This window comes from Pandoraea anhela (assembly GCF_902459655.1).
Classification (GTDB): domain Bacteria; phylum Pseudomonadota; class Gammaproteobacteria; order Burkholderiales; family Burkholderiaceae; genus Pandoraea; species Pandoraea anhela.
Window position 1 is genome coordinate 620,212 of sequence record NZ_CABPSB010000001.1, and the last position, 17,132, is coordinate 637,343.

At 61.4% G+C, this 17,132-nt stretch carries 16 protein-coding genes and 1 tRNA gene; 2 read left to right on the plus strand and 15 right to left on the minus strand.

Annotation, left to right across the window (positions count from 1 at the left end; all coding sequences use genetic code 11):
• Nucleotides 1-23: 23 nt before the first annotated feature.
• From pheT to PAN31108_RS02560, 10 genes are all read right to left on the minus strand, one after another.
• Nucleotides 24-2,462 (minus strand): phenylalanine--tRNA ligase subunit beta, encoded by a 2,439-nt coding sequence (gene pheT / locus PAN31108_RS02515; protein WP_150667306.1) that lies wholly within the window; start codon nucleotides 2,460-2,462, stop codon nucleotides 24-26.
• An 86-nt stretch (nucleotides 2,463-2,548) separates the two neighbouring features.
• Nucleotides 2,549-3,562 carry a phenylalanine--tRNA ligase subunit alpha gene (gene pheS / locus PAN31108_RS02520; protein ID WP_069343921.1) on the minus strand — a complete coding sequence of 338 codons (1,014 nt, stop codon included), beginning with the start codon at nucleotides 3,560-3,562 and terminating at the stop codon, nucleotides 2,549-2,551.
• Nucleotides 3,563-3,700: 138 nt separating this feature from the next.
• Nucleotides 3,701-4,060, minus strand: a complete 360-nt coding sequence (gene rplT, locus PAN31108_RS02525) for a 50S ribosomal protein L20 (RefSeq protein WP_058378172.1) — start codon at nucleotides 4,058-4,060, stop codon at nucleotides 3,701-3,703.
• Nucleotides 4,061-4,085: 25 nt separating this feature from the next.
• Nucleotides 4,086-4,283, minus strand: coding sequence for a 50S ribosomal protein L35 (gene rpmI, locus PAN31108_RS02530; RefSeq protein WP_010806049.1), 198 nt, complete (start codon nucleotides 4,281-4,283; stop codon nucleotides 4,086-4,088).
• Nucleotides 4,284-4,460: 177 nt separating this feature from the next.
• Nucleotides 4,461-4,979, minus strand: coding sequence for a translation initiation factor IF-3 (gene infC, locus PAN31108_RS02535; RefSeq protein ID WP_370819560.1), 519 nt, complete (start codon nucleotides 4,977-4,979; stop codon nucleotides 4,461-4,463).
• Nucleotides 4,980-5,031: 52 nt separating this feature from the next.
• Nucleotides 5,032-6,939 (minus strand): threonine--tRNA ligase, encoded by a 1,908-nt coding sequence (gene thrS / locus PAN31108_RS02540; protein WP_150667308.1) that lies wholly within the window; start codon nucleotides 6,937-6,939, stop codon nucleotides 5,032-5,034.
• Nucleotides 6,940-7,176: 237 nt separating this feature from the next.
• A tRNA-Val gene (locus tag PAN31108_RS02545) sits at nucleotides 7,177-7,253 on the minus strand.
• Nucleotides 7,254-7,438: 185 nt separating this feature from the next.
• A complete protein-coding gene (locus tag PAN31108_RS02550; protein ID WP_174994811.1) occupies nucleotides 7,439-9,709 on the minus strand; it encodes a RelA/SpoT family protein in 2,271 nt (756 codons plus the stop codon).
• 47 nt (nucleotides 9,710-9,756) lie between these two features.
• Nucleotides 9,757-10,113 carry a RidA family protein gene (locus PAN31108_RS02555; protein WP_039397700.1) on the minus strand — a complete coding sequence of 119 codons (357 nt, stop codon included), beginning with the start codon at nucleotides 10,111-10,113 and terminating at the stop codon, nucleotides 9,757-9,759.
• Nucleotides 10,114-10,179: 66 nt separating this feature from the next.
• Complete coding sequence (locus PAN31108_RS02560) at nucleotides 10,180-11,058, minus strand: alpha/beta fold hydrolase (protein ID WP_150667309.1); 879 nt, start codon at nucleotides 11,056-11,058, stop codon at nucleotides 10,180-10,182.
• A 162-nt stretch (nucleotides 11,059-11,220) separates the two neighbouring features.
• On the opposite strand from PAN31108_RS02560, the gene PAN31108_RS02565 reads away from it, so the two are divergent.
• Nucleotides 11,221-12,012, plus strand: a complete 792-nt coding sequence (locus PAN31108_RS02565) for a 3-hydroxybutyrate dehydrogenase (protein ID WP_150667310.1) — start codon at nucleotides 11,221-11,223, stop codon at nucleotides 12,010-12,012.
• A gap of 181 nt (nucleotides 12,013-12,193) precedes the next feature.
• Here the strand turns inward: PAN31108_RS02565 and PAN31108_RS02570 are convergent, their stop codons facing one another.
• The gene (locus PAN31108_RS02570; protein ID WP_150667311.1) at nucleotides 12,194-12,832 is read right to left on the minus strand and encodes a CoA transferase subunit B; all 639 of its coding nucleotides are present in this window, start codon (nucleotides 12,830-12,832) and stop codon (nucleotides 12,194-12,196) included.
• A 23-nt stretch (nucleotides 12,833-12,855) separates the two neighbouring features.
• Nucleotides 12,856-13,554, minus strand: coding sequence for a CoA transferase subunit A (locus tag PAN31108_RS02575; RefSeq protein ID WP_150667312.1), 699 nt, complete (start codon nucleotides 13,552-13,554; stop codon nucleotides 12,856-12,858).
• A gap of 226 nt (nucleotides 13,555-13,780) precedes the next feature.
• Here PAN31108_RS02575 and PAN31108_RS02580 point away from each other — a divergent pair, with 226 nt between their 5' ends.
• On the plus strand, nucleotides 13,781-14,326 hold the full coding sequence (locus tag PAN31108_RS02580; RefSeq protein WP_150667313.1) for a PAS and helix-turn-helix domain-containing protein: 546 nt from the start codon (nucleotides 13,781-13,783) through the stop codon (nucleotides 14,324-14,326).
• Between the two features lie 73 nt (nucleotides 14,327-14,399).
• Here the strand turns inward: PAN31108_RS02580 and PAN31108_RS02585 are convergent, their stop codons facing one another.
• The 3 genes from PAN31108_RS02585 to PAN31108_RS02595 all read right to left on the minus strand — a co-directional run bounded on the left by PAN31108_RS02585 (nucleotide 14,400) and on the right by PAN31108_RS02595 (nucleotide 17,095).
• Nucleotides 14,400-14,819 (minus strand): acyl-CoA thioesterase, encoded by a 420-nt coding sequence (locus tag PAN31108_RS02585; RefSeq protein ID WP_150667314.1) that lies wholly within the window; start codon nucleotides 14,817-14,819, stop codon nucleotides 14,400-14,402.
• A gap of 218 nt (nucleotides 14,820-15,037) precedes the next feature.
• Nucleotides 15,038-16,102: a DctP family TRAP transporter solute-binding subunit gene (locus tag PAN31108_RS02590; protein ID WP_150667315.1), complete on the minus strand. Its 1,065-nt coding sequence runs from the start codon at nucleotides 16,100-16,102 to the stop codon at nucleotides 15,038-15,040.
• Between the two features lie 216 nt (nucleotides 16,103-16,318).
• Nucleotides 16,319-17,095, minus strand: coding sequence for an SDR family oxidoreductase (locus PAN31108_RS02595; protein WP_150667316.1), 777 nt, complete (start codon nucleotides 17,093-17,095; stop codon nucleotides 16,319-16,321).
• Nucleotides 17,096-17,132: the final 37 nt, after the last annotated feature.

Genomic DNA, 17,132 nt, shown 5'->3' on the forward strand with positions numbered 1-17,132 from the left:
CGCACCCGGATTTTTACTGGGCTTCAGGCGCGCAAACGTGCGCCGAACCCTTCTACCCGTTGTACCAGTGCGTTAATGGCGCCCTGGACCGTCTCATCCTGCAACGTACCCGAGGGGTCTTGCAGAGTAACACGAAACGCCACGCTTTTGTCCTGCGCCCCCAAGGAGCCCGATGCCGTACCCGCCTTGGGCCGGAACTCGTCGAACAAGCGCACCGATTGCACCACACTGCATGCCGGGTCGTCCTGACGCGCGGCAAGCATGGCATCGAGCAACACCTGAACCGGCTGCGACTGATCGACCACGAGCGCGATGTCCCGCGTGACCGGCGGGAACTTCGAGATGTCCTCGTAGCTCGCCACGTCTCGACCGAACAGCGCCTCGGCTTCGATTTCGAACAGGACCGGCGCCTGCGGCAGGTCATACTTCTGCTGCCAGCGCGGGTGGAGTTCACCAATGAAGCCGACGCGCTTGCCGTCGATTTCGATCGCAGCGCTGCGTCCCGGATGCAAAGCCGGATGCTCGGCCTTGACGAAACGCGCCGTACGAGGGGCCAGCAATGCCTCGAGGTCGCCCTTCACGTCGAAGAAGTCAACCTGACGTGCGGGGGCGCCCCACTGTTCTTCGAGCACCGGGCCATAGGCCAGCGCAGCAACGCTCAGCGGCTGACGATAACCGCCAACGCTCAACTCGCCCGACGCAACCGTGTTGTCACGGTGATAAGTCCGGCCGATTTCGAACACGCGAACGCGCGATGCCTTGCGATTCAGGTTGTAACGGGCCGTCGCGATCAGGCTGCCGATGAGCGTGGAACGCATCACAGCGAGATGGCTGGCGATCGGGTTGAGGAGCTTGATCGGATTGTCGTTGCCGGCGAAGTCGGCTTCCCACTCGACGTCGACAAAACTGAAGCCGACCGTCTCGTGATAGTCGCGCGCCGCCACGGCATGACGCACCGCGTGTTGCGAGCGACGGCCTTCCTGCGTCGGACGCATTTCGCTCGCCGCTACCGGCGGATTGGCCGGAATGCGATCGAAGCCGTAAATACGCGCAATCTCTTCGATCAGATCCTCTTCGATCTCGATGTCGAAGCGGTAAGACGGCGGCGTGACTTCGAACACGCCGTCCTGCAACGTGAACGGCAGTCCGAGGCGCGTGAAGATGGCGCTCATCTCCGCTTCGGAGACGGGCACCCCCAGAATCTTGACGGCACGCGCCACGCGCATCTTCACAGGCTGACGCTCGGGCAGCTTCGCAACCTGGTCTTCCAGCGGGCCGGCCTGACCGCCGCAAATGTCGAGCACGAGTTGCGTTGCCCGCTCCAGGGCACGCACGTTGCCGGCAAAGTCGACACCACGCTCGAAGCGGTGCGATGCATCGCTCGTGAAGTTGTACTTGCGCGCACGGCCCTGAATCGCCTGCGGGAAGAAGAACGCACCTTCCAGGAAGATGTTCTGCGTCTCGAGCCCCGCCTTGGTCGAATCGCCGCCCATGATGCCGGCAAGGCCGATCGGGCCGCTGGCGTCGGTGATGGCCAGCGTACTCTCGTCGAGCGTTACGGTTTGCTCGTTGAGCAGCTTGAGCGTCTCACCCGCACGGCCGAAGCGCACGTCGATCCCGCCTTGCAGACGGTTCAGATCGTAGACGTGCAACGGCTGCCCCAGTTCGAGCATCACGTAGTTGGTGATGTCGACCAGCGCCGAGATGCTGCGCTGACCGGCGCGCTCGAGGCGCTCCACCATCCAGCGCGGCGACGGCGCTGCGGCATTCACGTTGCGGATGATGCGACCACCGAAGCGTCCGCAACCGTCCGGCGAACTGATGCGCACAGGCAGCGTGTCCGAGAGGGTGGCAGGCTGAGCGCCCTGCCCCGGCAACGCCTTGAGCGGCGCGCCGGTGATGGCGGAGACTTCACGCGCCACGCCGAGCACCGACAGGCAGTCTGCCTTGTTCGGCGTGAGTTTGACGACAAACACCGTGTCGTCGAGATCCAGATACTCGCGGATGTTCATGCCGACCGGCGCGTCTTCCGGCAGGATCATCAGACCGGCGTGGTCTTCCGAGAGCTTCAGCTCACGCGCCGAGCACAGCATGCCGAAGCTCTGCACGCCACGCAGCTTGCCGATCTTGATCTGGAACGGCGCACCGCCCGCTTCCGCCGGGGGCAATGCCGCCCCGACGGTTGCACACGGCACCTTGATTCCCGGTGCGACGTTCGGCGCACCGCAAACGATGGTGAGCGTCTCCCCCGTGCCGGCGTCGACCTGACACACGTTCAGACGGTCGGCATCCGGATGACGGGCGACTTCGAGCACCTTGGCCACGACCACCCCGGTAAACGGCGGGGCAACCGGATCGGTTTCTTCGACTTCCAGCCCCGACATCGTCAGGGCGTGCGCCAACGCGTCCGTCGACAAATCCGGGTCGACCAGGGTACGCAGCCACGATTCAGAGAATTGCATGGATCAGTTCGCTCGCAGTTAAGTCTTCACTTCCGGCAGCCCGGCGGCAGCGGCGATGCGCGCCAGCCAGGGGCTACCGGTATCGATTACATGAATTGGCGCAGGAAGCGCAGGTCGTTCTCGTAGAACAGGCGCAAATCCTGAACGCCGTAACGCAACATCGTCAGACGCTCCAGGCCCGAACCGAAGGCAAAGCCGATATAGCGCTCCGGATCCAGCCCCATGTTACGGATCACCGTCGGGTGCACTTGGCCCGATCCCGAAATTTCGAGCCACTTGCCGGCGTTCTTGCCGGTCTCGAACTGCATGTCGATCTCGGCGGACGGCTCCGTGAACGGGAAGTAAGACGGGCGGAAACGCACCTGAATGTCGTCGCGCTCGAAGAACTTGCGCAGGAAGTCGGTGTACACGCCCTTCAGGTCGGCAAAGCTGATGTCCTCAGCAATCCACAGCCCTTCGACCTGGTGGAACATCGGCGAGTGCGTAGCATCGGAGTCGACGCGATACGTACGTCCCGGCGCGATCACCTTGATCGGCGGCTTGTTCATGCGGGCATAGCGCACCTGCATCGGGCTGGTATGCGTGCGCAGCAGCAGCGGCTTGCCGGCGTCGTCATTGCCCTCGACGTAGAAGGTGTCCTGCATCGAACGAGCCGGGTGATTTTCCGGGCTGTTCAACGCAGTGAAGTTGAACCAGTCGCTCTCGATCTCGGGGCCGTCGGCCACATCGAAACCAATGGAGCGGAAAATCTGTTCGACGCGCTCCCAGGTGGTAAGCACGGGATGCAGGCTGCCAGCGCCCAGGCCTCGGCCGGGCAGCGTGACGTCGATAGCCTCGGCGGACAGGCGCGCATCGAGCAGCGCATCGGCCATGGCCTGACGGCGCGCCTGCAATGCGCCTTCGATCTGTTGCTTGGCCGCATTGATCCGTGCGCCTTCGGTCTTGCGCGCTTCGGGATCGAGCTTGCCGAGGCCCTTGAGCAACTCGGTCAGCTGACCGGTCTTGCCAAGAAAGCGGGCTTTCTCGTTTTCCAGTGCGGCGGCGTCGGGAGCGGCGGCGAATGCACGCTGCGCTTCGCTGACGATAAGTTCCAGATCCATATGCTACAGACTCAAGTTAGGCGGTCCGAAGGCCGCAAATTCAAGCAAAAAGGCAGGCGAAAAACAAAAGGGGGCTCCGATGAGAGCCCCCTCTTGGCGTAAGGCGCGCAATGAAACGCGCGATGCGCTAACTACAGCTTAGGCTGCGACGGCGGCTTTCACCTGAGCGACAACCGCAGCAAACGCCGGCTTGTCGTTGATGGCCATGTCGGACAGCACCTTGCGGTCGAGTTCGATCGAGGCCTTCTTCAGACCAGCGATGAACACGCTGTAGGTCATACCGTGCTGACGCACACCTGCATTGATACGCGCAATCCACAAAGCGCGGAACACGCGCTTCTTGTTGCGGCGATCGCGATAGGCGTATTGCCCGGCGCGCATGACCGCTTGCTTGGCGATGCGGAAGACGTTATTGCGGCGGCCGCGGAAACCCTTGGCTGCTGCGATGACTTTCTTATGGCGGGCCCGTGCGGTGACCCCACGTTTGACTCGAGGCATGTTTCTCTCCTATCTAAGTCGGGGTTTAAGCGAAGGGCAGCATTGCGCGTACGGAGTTCAGATCAGACTCATGAACGCCGACGGCACCGCGCAGGTGACGCTTATTCTTGGTGGTCTTCTTCGTCAGAATGTGACGCTTGAAGGCCTGACCACGCTTGACGGTACCGCCAGGACGCACGCGAAAGCGCTTCTTGGCACCGCTCTTGGTTTTCATCTTGGGCATGAAAAACTCCAGGGTTTTTAACATGATCACAGGTGTGACGCCAAAATCGCGCCCCTTTCAGAACCTGAGACCACTTATTGTCAGGGCCGAACTGCACCCTGTATCGCTACCGCACCCCTCGCGGGCTACGGCGGCAATGCTTACTGCCCGGCGGCGTCATTCGACACCGCCACGGCCTTATTTCTTCTTCGGCGCGATGACCATGATCATCTGACGGCCTTCCATCTTCGGCATCTGTTCCGGCTGACCGAACTCTTCGAGATCGGTCTTCAGACGTTCCAGCATACGAGCGCCGATTTCCTGGTGAGCCATCTCACGACCGCGGAAACGCAGCGTGATCTTGGTCTTATCGCCGTCTTCGAGGAAACGCTTCAGATTGCGCAGCTTGACGTTGTAGTCACCGTCGTCGGTGCCAGGCCGGAATTTGACTTCCTTGATCTGGACGACCTTCTGCTTCAGCTTGTTCTCGTGCGCTTTCTTTTGTTCCGAATACTTGAATTTGCCGTAGTCCATCAGACGGCAAACCGGCGGATTCGCGGTCGGTGCAATTTCCACCAGATCGACATCAGCCTCTTCGGACAGACGGAAAGCCTCTGCCAGTTTCACAATGCCGAGCGGCTCGTTGTCGACGCCATTTAGACGCACCTCGGGCGCAGTAATTTCGCCGTTGATGCGATGCGACTTATCGGTAGCGATGTTGCTTATCCTCGAAAAAAGTCAAAAATTTAGCCGCGCTGTCCGACAGGCGTTATTGGAACGATGCGCAATCCTGCGCAAGACGTTCGATGAGCGCGTCAACGGGCATCACACCCAGATCCACGCCGCCACGGGCACGCACGGCTACCGTATTTCCCTCCTGCTCTTTGTCCCCGACTACAACGAGATAGGGAACTTTCTGCAAGAAGTGCTCGCGTATTTTATAGCTAATTTTCTCGTTGCGCAAATCGCTCCGAGCCCTAAGCCCTTGTTCTTTCAACTTTTTCGTCACTTCTTGGGCGTAATCGGCCGTTTTTTCCGAGACATTCATCACGATCACCTGTTCCGGCGCGAGCCAAACCGGCAATGCACCAGCATGGTGCTCGATCAGAATCCCGATGAAACGCTCGAGCGAACCCAGAATGGCGCGGTGAAGCATGACCGGCCGCTTGCGGCTGTTGTCCTCGGCCACGTACTCGGCATCCAGGCGTTCCGGCATCGAGAAGTCGACCTGCATCGTGCCACATTGCCACTGACGACCCAGTGCATCCTTGAGCGTGTATTCGATCTTCGGACCGTAAAACGCCCCGTCGCCCACAGCGATCTCGAACTCGCACCCCGAACGGCGCAGCGACTCCATCAGCGCAAATTCGGCCTTGTCCCAGTTTTCGTCCGAACCGACGCGATGCTCAGGGCGCGTAGCGACCTTGTAGATCATGTCCGTAAAGCCGAAATCCTTATAGACGGAATGCAGCAGCGCCGTGTAGTTCACGCACTCGTCGAGAATCTGGTCTTCCGTACAGAAGATATGACCGTCGTCCTGCGTGAAGCCGCGCACGCGCATCAGCCCATGCAAACCACCCGACGGTTCATTGCGATGACATTGACCGAACTCGCCATAACGCAGCGGCAGGTCGCGATAGCTATGCAGCGCCGAATTGAAAATCAGAACGTGCCCAGGACAGTTCATCGGCTTGAGCGCGTAAGCGCGATTCTCCGACTCCGTCGTGAACATGTTGTCCTTGTAGTTCTGCCAGTGCCCCGACTTTTCCCACAGCGAGCGGTCGAGAATCTGCGGCCCCTTCACTTCCTGATAACCGTTGTTACGGTAGACGCGACGCATGTACTGCTCGACCTGCTGCCAGAGCGTCCAGCCCTTCGGGTGCCAGAAGATGAGACCCGGCGCCTCCTCCTGCATGTGGAAGAAATCCAGCGCACGGCCGAGCTTGCGGTGATCACGCTTTTCCGCCTCTTCGAGCATGTGCAGATAGGCGTCCTGATCTTCCTTCTTCGTCCAGGCCGTGCCGTAAATGCGCTGCAACTGCTCGTTCTTCGCATCGCCGCGCCAGTAGGCGCCAGCGACCTTCATCAGCTTGAAGACCTTGAGCTTGCCCGTCGAGGGCACGTGCGGGCCGCGACACAGGTCGACGAACTTGCCTTCGCGATACAGGCCGATTTCGTCCGTCGCCGGAATCGATTCGATGATCTCGGCCTTGTACTTCTCGCCCATCGACATGAACAAGCGCACAGCATCGTCGCGCGACATGACTTCGCGCGTGACGGGCTCGTCCTTCCTGGCGAGTTCGTGCATCTTCTTCTCGATGGCTTCGAGGTCTTCCGGCGTAAACGCACGATGGAAGGAGAAGTCGTAGTAGAAGCCGTTTTCGATGACGGGGCCAATCGTGACTTGCGCTTCGGGGAACAGTTCCTTGACGGCGTACGCCAGCAAGTGGGCCGTTGAATGGCGGATGATGTCCAGACCGTCGGCATCCTTGTCGGTGACGATGGCGAGACTCACGTCGCGCTCGATCAGATAGGACGTATCGACCAGCTTGCCGTCAACGCGACCCGCGAGGGCCGCCTTGGCCAGACCCGTGCCGATCGAGCCGGCGACTTGCGCCACCGTGAGCGGGGCTTCGTACTGGCGTTGCGAACCGTCAGGCAAACGTACCGAAATCATGTCGCACTCCCATGCGCAAAAACGTCACGCGCGGCCAACGCCACGCGGCAAACCACGAAAAAAAACGGCCTCGACTGTCGTCGAGGCCGTCTCTTCATTCCTTGCATCCAGACGAAAAACACCCTCGACTTAACGTCGCACCTTCACCACTGTGAAAGTTCGGGCAGTCTTCAACATGAGTGTTTTCCAGCGCCTGTGTCTGCGGGGTTTCGCGGACTGTAATGCATTAAATTTCGTTGGTAGGCTCGATTGGATTCGAACCAACGACCCCCACCATGTCAAGGTGGTGCTCTAACCAACTGAGCTACGAGCCTACTGCAAGAGAACAAGATTCTAGCAAGGTTTCGTCGCATCGCCAAGCGATTATTGTGCCTGACGATGAAAAACCGCATGCGCCAAGGGTTTCACGCGTCGTTGCGCCACGAGAACGCGCCCGGCAAGGCCAGTCGACTGCGACAAAATCTCGGCGCAACCGACCGCCCTCCAGCGCTCGCACCACCTATCGTCGACGCGACGACACCACGCCCGCGACCCCGGTCAGTTGGGCCAACGCTCGCTGCAACTGCCCGCCGTCCCGCACTTCCACGGTAAATTGCATGAACGCCTGCGACCCGCGCGACTGCGTGCTCACCCCCGTTACGTTGAGCTTTTCGCGGGAGAACACTTCGGAGATGTCCCGCAGCAATCCCTGCCGGTCCGTCGCTTCGATCTGAATGTCCACCGGATACGCTGCAACGCCGCGCCCTTCGAGCACGTCGGACGACCACGCCGTCTGAATCACACGCTCCGGCGCCCTCGCCTTCATCGCCTGAAAACTGCTGCAATCCTGACGGTGAATCGACACACCCTTGCCACGCGTGACGAACCCCACGATCGGATCCGGCGGCGCAGGACGGCAGCACTTCGCCAGTTGCGTGAGCAACGCGCCGACACCGACCACGAGCACACCGCTTTTCGCGCCTTGCACCACGCTCGTGTCGAGGCTCTTCTTCGCGACGAGCGTATCTTCATCACGCGGCTCGGGGCCCGGCAGATTGCCCGACAACGCCTGTTCGACATGCCGCAGACTGAATTCGTCTTTCGCGATGGAGGCGTAAAGGTCATCCGGCGTGCGAAAGCCGAGGCGTGTCGCCAACTCTTCGAGGTTGACAGACGTCTTGCCTTCACGCTGCAACGTTTTGTCGACCAGCGTCCGACCATGGGCGATCGTTTCTTCGAGGTCGATGGCATTGAACCACTGACGCACCTTCTGACGCGCCCGATGGCTCTGCAAATACCCCAACTGCGTATTGAGCCAATCCCGCGACGGCCCGCCCTGCTTGACGGTGACGATCTCGACCGTCTGCCCGTTCTGCAGCGGCGTGTTGAGCGGCACCATCGCGCCATCGACTCGCGCGCCCCGGCAGCGATGCCCCAGCTCGGAGTGCAGGTGATAGGCAAAGTCGACCGGGGTGGCGCCTTGCGGCAACGAAATCACGCGGGCTTGCGGCGTTAACACATAGATATGGTCATCGATGGTCGCCCGCTTGAGTTGCTCCCAAGGCTGCACTGCGCCCTCGGCACCGACGGTATCCGCGACATCGTCCTTCCACGCGAGCAACTGACGCAGCCACGCGATCTTCTCGTCGTAAGCCTCGTTCGCCGAAAACGCCCCACCGTAACCGCGCTGCCCGGCTTCCTTATAGCGCCAGTGCGCTGCAATGCCGTACTCGGCGAAGTGGTGCATTTCGTGCGTACGGATCTGCACTTCGAACGCCCGCCCGTCGTCACCGATCACCACCGTATGCAGCGATTTATAACCGTTGGGTTTCGGACGCGAGATGTAATCGTCGAATTCTTTCGGAATCGGCTGCCAAAGGTTATGGACGATGCCCAATACCGTGTAGCAATCCTTGATATCGTCGACGATCACGCGAAACGCGCGCACATCGTAAAGCTCGGCAAAATCGACCGCCTTGCCTCGCATCTTCTTCCAGATGCTGTAGATATGCTTCGGCCGCCCCGACACCTCGGCCTTCACACCGGCGCGCGCCAATTCGTCCTGAAGCCGCTGAATCGCGCCTTCGATGAATGTCTGGCGCTCGACGCGCTTTTCCTCCAGCAGCTTGGCGATCTGCTTATATGTGACCGGCTCCAGAAAACGGAACGCGAGATCTTCGAGTTCCCACTTCAGTTGCCAGATGCCGAGACGGTTCGCCAAGGGTGCGTAAATCTCGAGGACCTCATGAGGCATGTCTTCCGGCGGCGCCTTCTTCTCGGCGGCGTACCAACGCAGCGATTGCAGACGCGACGCCAGCCGGATCATCACGACACGGATGTCCTGCGCAAATGCCAGCAACATCTTGCGCAAGCCTTCGACCTGAGACTTTCGTTCGGCGGAGGCATCGCGATCCCGCCCGTCGGACGGCATCGCCTGCGCCGCGCGAGCGCCCGCGCCAGAGAGACGTTGCAGCTTGCGCACGTCGATCACGAGCGCAGCCACCTCCGCACCGAACTTCTGCGTGAGCGTAGCCTGCGGGTCCGGAAGAAATTCAACGGCGGAGAACAGCGCCGCCGCCTGATGCGTCGCCTCGTCGACACGCAGCGTATCGAGAATCGCGATCATGCCGCGCGCATGCGCCATGATCGGCTCGCCGGAAGAGAGCACGTTTTCCCCGCACAGCGTTGCGGCGAACGCGAGGGCGGCGTCGAGCGTCGCGGGCAAAGGTGCTTCACCCACACCCGGCGTCGAGAGCGACTCTGTGGATGTCGGTGCTTGATGTTGGTTCATGTCGGAACACGGGGCGACCAGCGCCCCGGATGTTGCGGGCCGTGCACTCAGCTCTCGCGCTGAGCTGCCACGACCACGATTTCAACAAGCATGGCAGGGTCGGCGAGCAACGCCTGCACCGTGGCGCGCGGGGGAGCGTTACCCGCCGGCACCCACTCATCCCACACCTGATTCATTTCGCCGAAGTACTTCATGTCCGAGATAAAAATCTGGCAGGACAGAATCAGCGACTTGTCGCTATTGGCTTCACCGAGCAGGCGATCGATGTGGGCGAGCACCTGGCGCGTCTGGCCCGCCATGTCCTGCGAGCGGTCGTCCGGGGTCTGACCGGCCAGATAGACGGTGCCATTGTGCACGGCCATGTCCGACCAGCGCTTCTCGACGTAAAAACGTTGTACTGCCATGATGTAAGACTCCTCGTATTCTTCCGACTTCGGATAAGCCGCCGTATTTCGCCATCAGGGCGAATATCAGTCGGCGTATCCGTCAAAAAACCGGCGCGCGATCTCGATCTGATCCGCATGCACAAACGTCGGCGCGTGTCCCACGCCGGGAATTTCAACGGCACGCGCATGCTGCGCGTGCGCCAGCATTTGTTCGAGTGTCGTACGCGAGAGCAGATCCGACTGCTCACCCCGCACGATCAGCGTGCGCCCCGAAAACGCCGCAAGGGACGCCCAGAGCATGGCCTCACCGGCCGCGATGGCCTCGGGCGTCACTGCGGCGAACGCCGCACCGATGGACGGATCGTAACGCAGCACATAACCATCGCCATCGGCCTTAAGCAACGGTTCGCTCAAGGCAAGCCACGCCTCGCGCGTATGCGGCCCGAACGCCGACGAGATCGACCAAAGGTAATCCGCGCCCTCGTCCAATGACGCGAAACGTTTCGGAATGCCGACATATTGACCGATACGCGCGAGCGCCGCCGCGTCGATATGCGGCCCCACGTCGTTGAGCAGCAAATTGCGAATCGGCGACTCCGGCAATCCTGCGAGGCCCATGCCGATGAGTCCCCCCATCGACGTGCCGAACCAGTCCACCGACGCGACACCGAGACGTGCAATCAGCGTCACCATGTCCGAGACGTACTGCGGCACCCCATAACCGGCGGCATTCGCCAGCCAGGACGACTGCCCTCGCCCCACGACGTCGGGACACACAACACGGTAGTCGTTCGCCAGCGCATTCGCCAGCGCGTCAAAATCGCGCCCGCATCGTGTCAAACCATGAACGCAGACGAGCACTCGCGGATTGTCCGGGTCGCCCCACTCCGCATACGCCATGCGATGCAACCCCGAAGGACTCAGACACTGAACGTTCGACAGACGCGGCACATGGCTCGGCATAGCAGGCTCATCGGATCGGTTTCCAGACCCGAATTCTACCGCGCTTGCCGCAAACCGTAAGCTAGAATGAGGCCACTCATGAGTCACGTTGCGCCGCAACTTGCGGCCGCGCTCATCGACCTCGTATTCATCCCCACCTTCCTCCCGCACGGAGACGATGCAATGCTGAAAGGAAAAATCGCCCTCGTGACCGGCTCGACCAGCGGCATCGGTCTGGGCATGGCACAAGCGCTCGCGGCCCAGGGCGCCACGCTCATCACCAACGGTTTCGGCGACGCCGATGCCGCACGTGCGGCCATTTCCGCCGCCGCGGCAAAGGCTGGCCACACCGGCACACGGGTCGGATATCACGGCGCCGACATGAGTCGCGCGAGCGAGATCGAAGCGATGATGCAGTACGCCGAGTCCGAGTTCGGCGGCGTGGATATCCTGGTGAACAATGCCGGCATTCAGCATGTTGCGGAAATTCAGGATTTTCCGACGGACAAATGGGACGCGATCATCGCCATCAACCTGACCTCCGCCTTTCACACCACGCGACTTGCTTTGCCCGGCATGCGCACGCGCAACTGGGGCCGCATCATCAACATCGCGTCGGTGCATGGGCTCGTGGGCTCAGCAGGCAAGTCGGCCTATGTTGCGGCAAAGCACGGCATCGTGGGATTGACGAAGGTCACGGCGCTGGAGAACGCGCAGACCGGCGTGACGGCAAATGCCATCTGCCCGGGCTTCGTGCTCACACCGCTCGTGCAGAAGCAGGTCGATGACCGCGCCGTGCGCGACAAGCTTTCCGGCGATGAGGCGAAGCGCTCGCTGCTTGGCGAAAAGCAACCCTCCGGCGAGTTCGTGACGCCGGAGCAACTCGGCGCCCTCGCAGTTTTCCTGTGCAGCGAAGCCGCAGCGCAGGTGCGTGGCGCCGCATGGAATATGGATGGTGGCTGGGCGGCACAATAAGTCTGCCGTATCGCCAAAACAAAATGGGCGGGGAATTCCCCGCCCATTTTGCGTTTCACCGCCCAACTTCCTTCTTGCACAGGTTGCCGGACGCAACGGCCTGGGCACCCCCCAGCCGTCGGTGCGGCGCCCTGCACCCACGAGCCGAGCGCAAGAGACGCGCGCGGCACTCGGCACAACCTCAGACGGCGCTCGTGTCCAGCGATGCGCCGGTCTTCTGCGAAATGTCTTCCTTCGTCACACCCGGCGCCAGTTCGATAACCTTCAGGCCGTCCGGGGTCACGTCGATCACGCCGAGGTCAGTGATAATGCGATTGACCACCCCAACGCCCGTCAACGGCAGATCGCAAGCCTTGAGGATCTTGTGGGCATCGCCCTTGGCGACGTGCTCCATGAGCACGACCACGCGGCCCACCCCTGCGACGAGGTCCATCGCACCGCCCATGCCCTTGATCATCTTGCCCGGGATCATCCAGTTCGCGAGATCGCCTTTTTCGCTGACCTGCATTGCACCGAGGATTGCCAGGTTGATGTGGCCGCCGCGAATCATCGCGAACGAATCGGCCGACGAAAAGATCGACGAGCCAGGCAACGTCGTCACCGTCTGCTTGCCCGCATTGATCATGTCGGCGTCGACTTCCTCTTCCGTCGGGAACGGGCCGATACCGAGCAAGCCGTTCTCCGATTGCAGCCAGACTTCCATTCCCTCCGGCACATGGTTCGCCACCAGCGTGGGCAAACCGATGCCGAGGTTCACGTAGAAGCCGTCTTCGAGCTCGCGCGCAGCGCGCGCAGCCATTTCATCACGATTCCATGCCATGGTTTTCTCCTTGATCTCGGCGCTTACTTGGCACGTACCGTGCGCTGTTCGATGCGTTTTTCCGGATGCGCGTTCAGCACGATACGCTGAACGAAGATCCCCGGCAGGTGCACATCGTCCGGATCGATCGAACCGGTCTCGACCAGTTCCTCGACTTCGACGATGGTGATCTTGCCGGCCATGGCGGCCACCGGGTTGAAGTTACGGGCAGTGCGATTGAACACGAGGTTACCGGCGCGATCGGCCTTGGCGGCCTTCACCAGCGCGACGTCGGCGCGCAGGGAGCGCTCCATGACATAGGTCTGGCCGTCGAACTCCCGCGTTTCCTTGCCTTCGGCCACGACGGTGCCCACACCGGTTTTCGTGAAGAACGCCGGAATGCCTGCGCCGCCGGCGCGCAGTTTCTCGGCCAGCGTGCCTTGCGGGGTGAATTCGAGCTCGAGTTCGCCCGCCAGATATTGGCGCTCGAACTCCTTGTTCTCGCCAACGTACGACGAAATCATTTTCTTGATCTGACGCGTCTCGAGCAACAGTCCGAGGCCAAAGCCGTCGACACCGGCGTTATTGCTGATACAGGTGAGCCCCTTGACGCCCGAGTCGCGCAGCGCGGCGATCAGGGCCTCCGGAATGCCACACAGGCCGAAGCCACCGACGGCGAGCGTTTGCCCGTCTGCGACGACGCCGGCGAGCGCCTCCTTGGCGCTGGCGTATACCTTGTTCATCGTTTGTCCCTTTCCCTCGGTTGAGAATTGAAATTATGCCGCGCTCTCGCGCGTTGCGAGGCTTGCGCCGACCTGCAAAACTCCGCGGCCCACGCGCCTTATGCAATCACAGAGCTTACGGTGCCGCGCAAATGGGGCACAATACGTGAAATTACATATCTTCCCGCGCGCCGGGCCGCAGCCCGCGGCGAACCGGCACGTGACCCGACCGGATCGTACTTCCCCCATGCCGACGTTCGACTACCAGACAGCTTTTCACATCGCACCCGTCGGTCTGGTCATCTCTCGCCAGCGCATCATCGAGGACTGTAACCGCCAACTCGGCAAGATTTTCGGTTACGACCACGAGACGCTGATCGGCCAATCCTTTCAGGTGCTGTACCCGTCGCCGAAAGAGTTCGAACGCATCGGCGAGCGCATTCCCCCGATCATGAGCACGCAGGGCGTTTATTCCGACGAGCGCATCATGCGACGCGCGAGCGGCGAATTGTTCTGGTGCCACGTCACGGGCCGCTCGCTCGACATGAATGACCCGCATGCGGCCGGCCTCTGGACTTTCGAGGACATTTCGGCCACGCGCCGCGTCGCCGTCGCCCTCACCGCCCGCGAGCGCGAAATCGCCGCACAACTCGTGCAAGGCAAGACGAGCAAGCAGATCGGCAAGATTCTCGAGATCAGCCCGCGCACCGTCGATATCTACCGCGCGCGACTGATGCAAAAGTACGGCGCGGGTACCGCCACCGAACTCGTTCAACGCCTGCTCGGCAACTAGCCGTTTTCCGCGCGGGATGTCGTGAAATGTCGCGGGGGACACGCCCCCCGCTGACCCGCGAATCGTCACCGCATCACTGATCGGCGAACAACGTCCGCACCGCTTCCGGCAGCGGCACCGACTTCTCGGCGTGGTAGTTCACCCACACGATCTTCGCACCGCCCTCGGCCACAAGGACCTCCGGCATATCCGCGCGCCGCAGCTCGAAGCGCGTGTCCACACTGCTACGCCCGGGTTCGCCGATGAACATGCGGCAATCGATATCTCCCGGATACCGCAACTGACGCAGGAACGTCATATTCGCATTGACGATCACAGGGCCTTCCCCCGTTTGACGCTCCTCCGACGCGATGTCCAGCGTCTCCAGCCACGAAATACGCACTTGCTCCATGTAGCGGAAGTAGACGGTATTGTTGACATGCCCGAAGGCATCCATATCGCCCCAGCGAATGGGCATGCTCATTCGGAAAACTTCTTTGAACTCTGACGACACTGCAAATTCCCCGTGATCAAAATCAGCGCCCCGCCGCGAAATGGCAGAGCGTCATGGGGATAAAGTGTAGCGCCTCGGACCGAACGGCGCGCGCCATGCCGTAGGGAATTGCTTCGACAAGGCGCCTTTTGGGATTCGCAGGAGAGCGACGTGTCGGAAAATTCCGAAGCGGCGCGACGACAATCGAATCGCCAACCGATTTGGGCGAACCGATGGCGTTACTTGCGAGCGCCAGCGGGCTGGGGTTTGCCCGTCATCGCATCGTCCTTGACAGCGGCTTCGGCCTTTTCGACCAGATCCCGCCCGACGAGCGCCTTCCATTTCACATAGACGGGACGCGTCGCATCGACAAAGCGCTGACGCTGTTCGGGTGTGAGCCGCGTGACTTTGACGCCTCGCGCTTCCAGGTCGTCCCACATGCCCTGGCCGGTGCTCAGAAGGTCCTCGCGAGCGAGCGTGACTTCGAAGCGTGCCGCTTCGATCGCCGCATCGCGCACGATGTCGCGATCCTGCGGCGACCAGCTGTCCCAGACCTGCCGGTTGACCACGAACACGATCGGATCGGCCACGTAATCCCAAACCGTGATGTAGCGTTGCCCAGCCGTATCGAGCTTGGCGTTGTTGAAGATCGTGATCGGGTTCTCCTGCCCGTCGATCTTGCGCGCGCGCAGCGCGCGAATGGCTTCACCCCATGTCATCTGGGTCGGCACAGCGCCCAACGCGGTGAAGATGTCATTGAAAAGCAAGGAGCCGACGACGCGAAAACGCAGCCCACGCATGTCGTCCGGCGAGCGGATCGCCCGCCGTGCATTGCTTAGTTGACGAAAGCCGTTTTCCCCCCAGGCAAGCGGCACAACGCCCTGCTCTTCCACGCGTCGGAACAACTCTCGCCCCACGTCGCCTTGTGTAAGCGCATCGACCGAGCGATAGCCGCGCAGCAGAAAAGGCAGCGAGAAAATGTTGAATTCGGGAAGGGCCGACGACCAGTTGATCGTCGAGCCGACCGCCATGTCGATGACCCCCTGGCGCAACGCCGTGAACTCGCGTGTCTGGTCGCCGCCCATGAGTGTGGCGTTAGGGTGCAGCCGGATGTTGATGCGCCCGTGCGTGCGCTCGCGCACCATGTCCGCCCAGAGTTGAGTGCCTTTGCCCCAGGGCGTGCCCGTATCGGGCACGATCGACAGCGTGTATTCAGCCTTGTAAGGTTGCGCGGCCACCGGCAGCGCGATTGCGGCGAGGGCAAGCGCGACTCCGACGAGCCCCCGCCAGCCTTGATTACGCATGTTGTCCTCGAGATGATTCGGGATCCGACGTCAACGCGACGTCTTTCGCGATTCCCGTGAGCGTCCCGAAATTATGCGCTCGTCGTCATGACGCTGACTGCCTCGGACAATCCCCGATTGCCGCCATGTCACCGGCCTGTGCAATCGGGGCTCCTCATCTCTTCATCGGACCGGATTGAGCGCCCGCCCTTTGGCTTCCGGGGTCCGGCCAAGGGATCAGCCAATCGCCAGACCATCGTCGATGGTCATGATGGAGCCGTTGATGAATCGGGAATCGTCTGAAGCCAGAAGCAGAATGAGCCCATCGAGATCGCTCGGCTCTCCCACCCGCTGACGCGGCAACATCTGAATCAGCTTGCGACCGGCTTCGGTCTGCCAATGATCGTGGTTGATTTCCGTGTCGATATAGCCCGGACACAGCGCATTCACGTTGATGTTGAAGCGCCCCCATTCGAGCGCCATGGAACGGGTCATGTGAATCACGGCCGCTTTGCTCATGCAATAGACGCCCAGCATCGAAATCGCACGCTGCCCGGCCACCGACGCCACGTTGATGATCCGGTGCTGTCGCTGCGGATCGCCCTTGCTGCGGCGGATCATGCGCTTGGCCACTTCCTGGGCGACGAAGAATGCGCCGCGCGTATTGGTATCGACCACGTAGTCGTAGTCCTGCGGCGTTACATCGACGAGCTTCTGCTGCGTCGACACCCCCGAATTGTTGATCAGAATATCGATGGCCCCGGCTTCGGTCTCCGCGTGGGCGACCCCTGCGCGAATGCTGTCGTAATCCGTGACATCGAGCGGCACGACATGGGCTGCGCCCCCCTGCGACTCGATCTCCGCCCGCAACTCCTTGAGCCGCTCCACACGGCGGCTGGCCAGCACGACTTTGGCCCCCGCCTGCGCCAGCACCTTGGCAAACTGCATACCAAGGCCGCTTGACGCCCCTGTGACCATCGCGACTTTGCCTTCCAGATTCAGCGAACGACCCATCTTGTTCTCCCTCGTACCCCGACGTGCATTGAACTAC

Coding starts and splice junctions, on each gene's coding strand:
- pheT (WP_150667306.1), bottom strand. CDS start 2,462: ATGCAATTCTCTGAATCGTGGCTGCGTACCCTGGTCGACCCGGATTTG.
- pheS (WP_069343921.1), bottom strand. CDS start 3,562: ATGGATCTGGAACTTATCGTCAGCGAAGCGCAGCGTGCATTCGCCGCC.
- rplT (WP_058378172.1), bottom strand. CDS start 4,060: ATGCCTCGAGTCAAACGTGGGGTCACCGCACGGGCCCGCCATAAGAAA.
- rpmI (WP_010806049.1), bottom strand. CDS start 4,283: ATGCCCAAGATGAAAACCAAGAGCGGTGCCAAGAAGCGCTTTCGCGTG.
- thrS (WP_150667308.1), bottom strand. CDS start 6,939: ATGATTTCGGTACGTTTGCCTGACGGTTCGCAACGCCAGTACGAAGCC.
- PAN31108_RS02550 (WP_174994811.1), bottom strand. CDS start 9,709: ATGAACCAACATCAAGCACCGACATCCACAGAGTCGCTCTCGACGCCG.
- PAN31108_RS02555 (WP_039397700.1), bottom strand. CDS start 10,113: ATGGCAGTACAACGTTTTTACGTCGAGAAGCGCTGGTCGGACATGGCC.
- PAN31108_RS02560 (WP_150667309.1), bottom strand. CDS start 11,058: ATGCCGAGCCATGTGCCGCGTCTGTCGAACGTTCAGTGTCTGAGTCCT.
- PAN31108_RS02565 (WP_150667310.1), top strand. CDS start 11,221: ATGCTGAAAGGAAAAATCGCCCTCGTGACCGGCTCGACCAGCGGCATC.
- PAN31108_RS02570 (WP_150667311.1), bottom strand. CDS start 12,832: ATGGCATGGAATCGTGATGAAATGGCTGCGCGCGCTGCGCGCGAGCTC.
- PAN31108_RS02575 (WP_150667312.1), bottom strand. CDS start 13,554: ATGAACAAGGTATACGCCAGCGCCAAGGAGGCGCTCGCCGGCGTCGTC.
- PAN31108_RS02580 (WP_150667313.1), top strand. CDS start 13,781: ATGCCGACGTTCGACTACCAGACAGCTTTTCACATCGCACCCGTCGGT.
- PAN31108_RS02590 (WP_150667315.1), bottom strand. CDS start 16,102: ATGCGTAATCAAGGCTGGCGGGGGCTCGTCGGAGTCGCGCTTGCCCTC.
- PAN31108_RS02595 (WP_150667316.1), bottom strand. CDS start 17,095: ATGGGTCGTTCGCTGAATCTGGAAGGCAAAGTCGCGATGGTCACAGGG.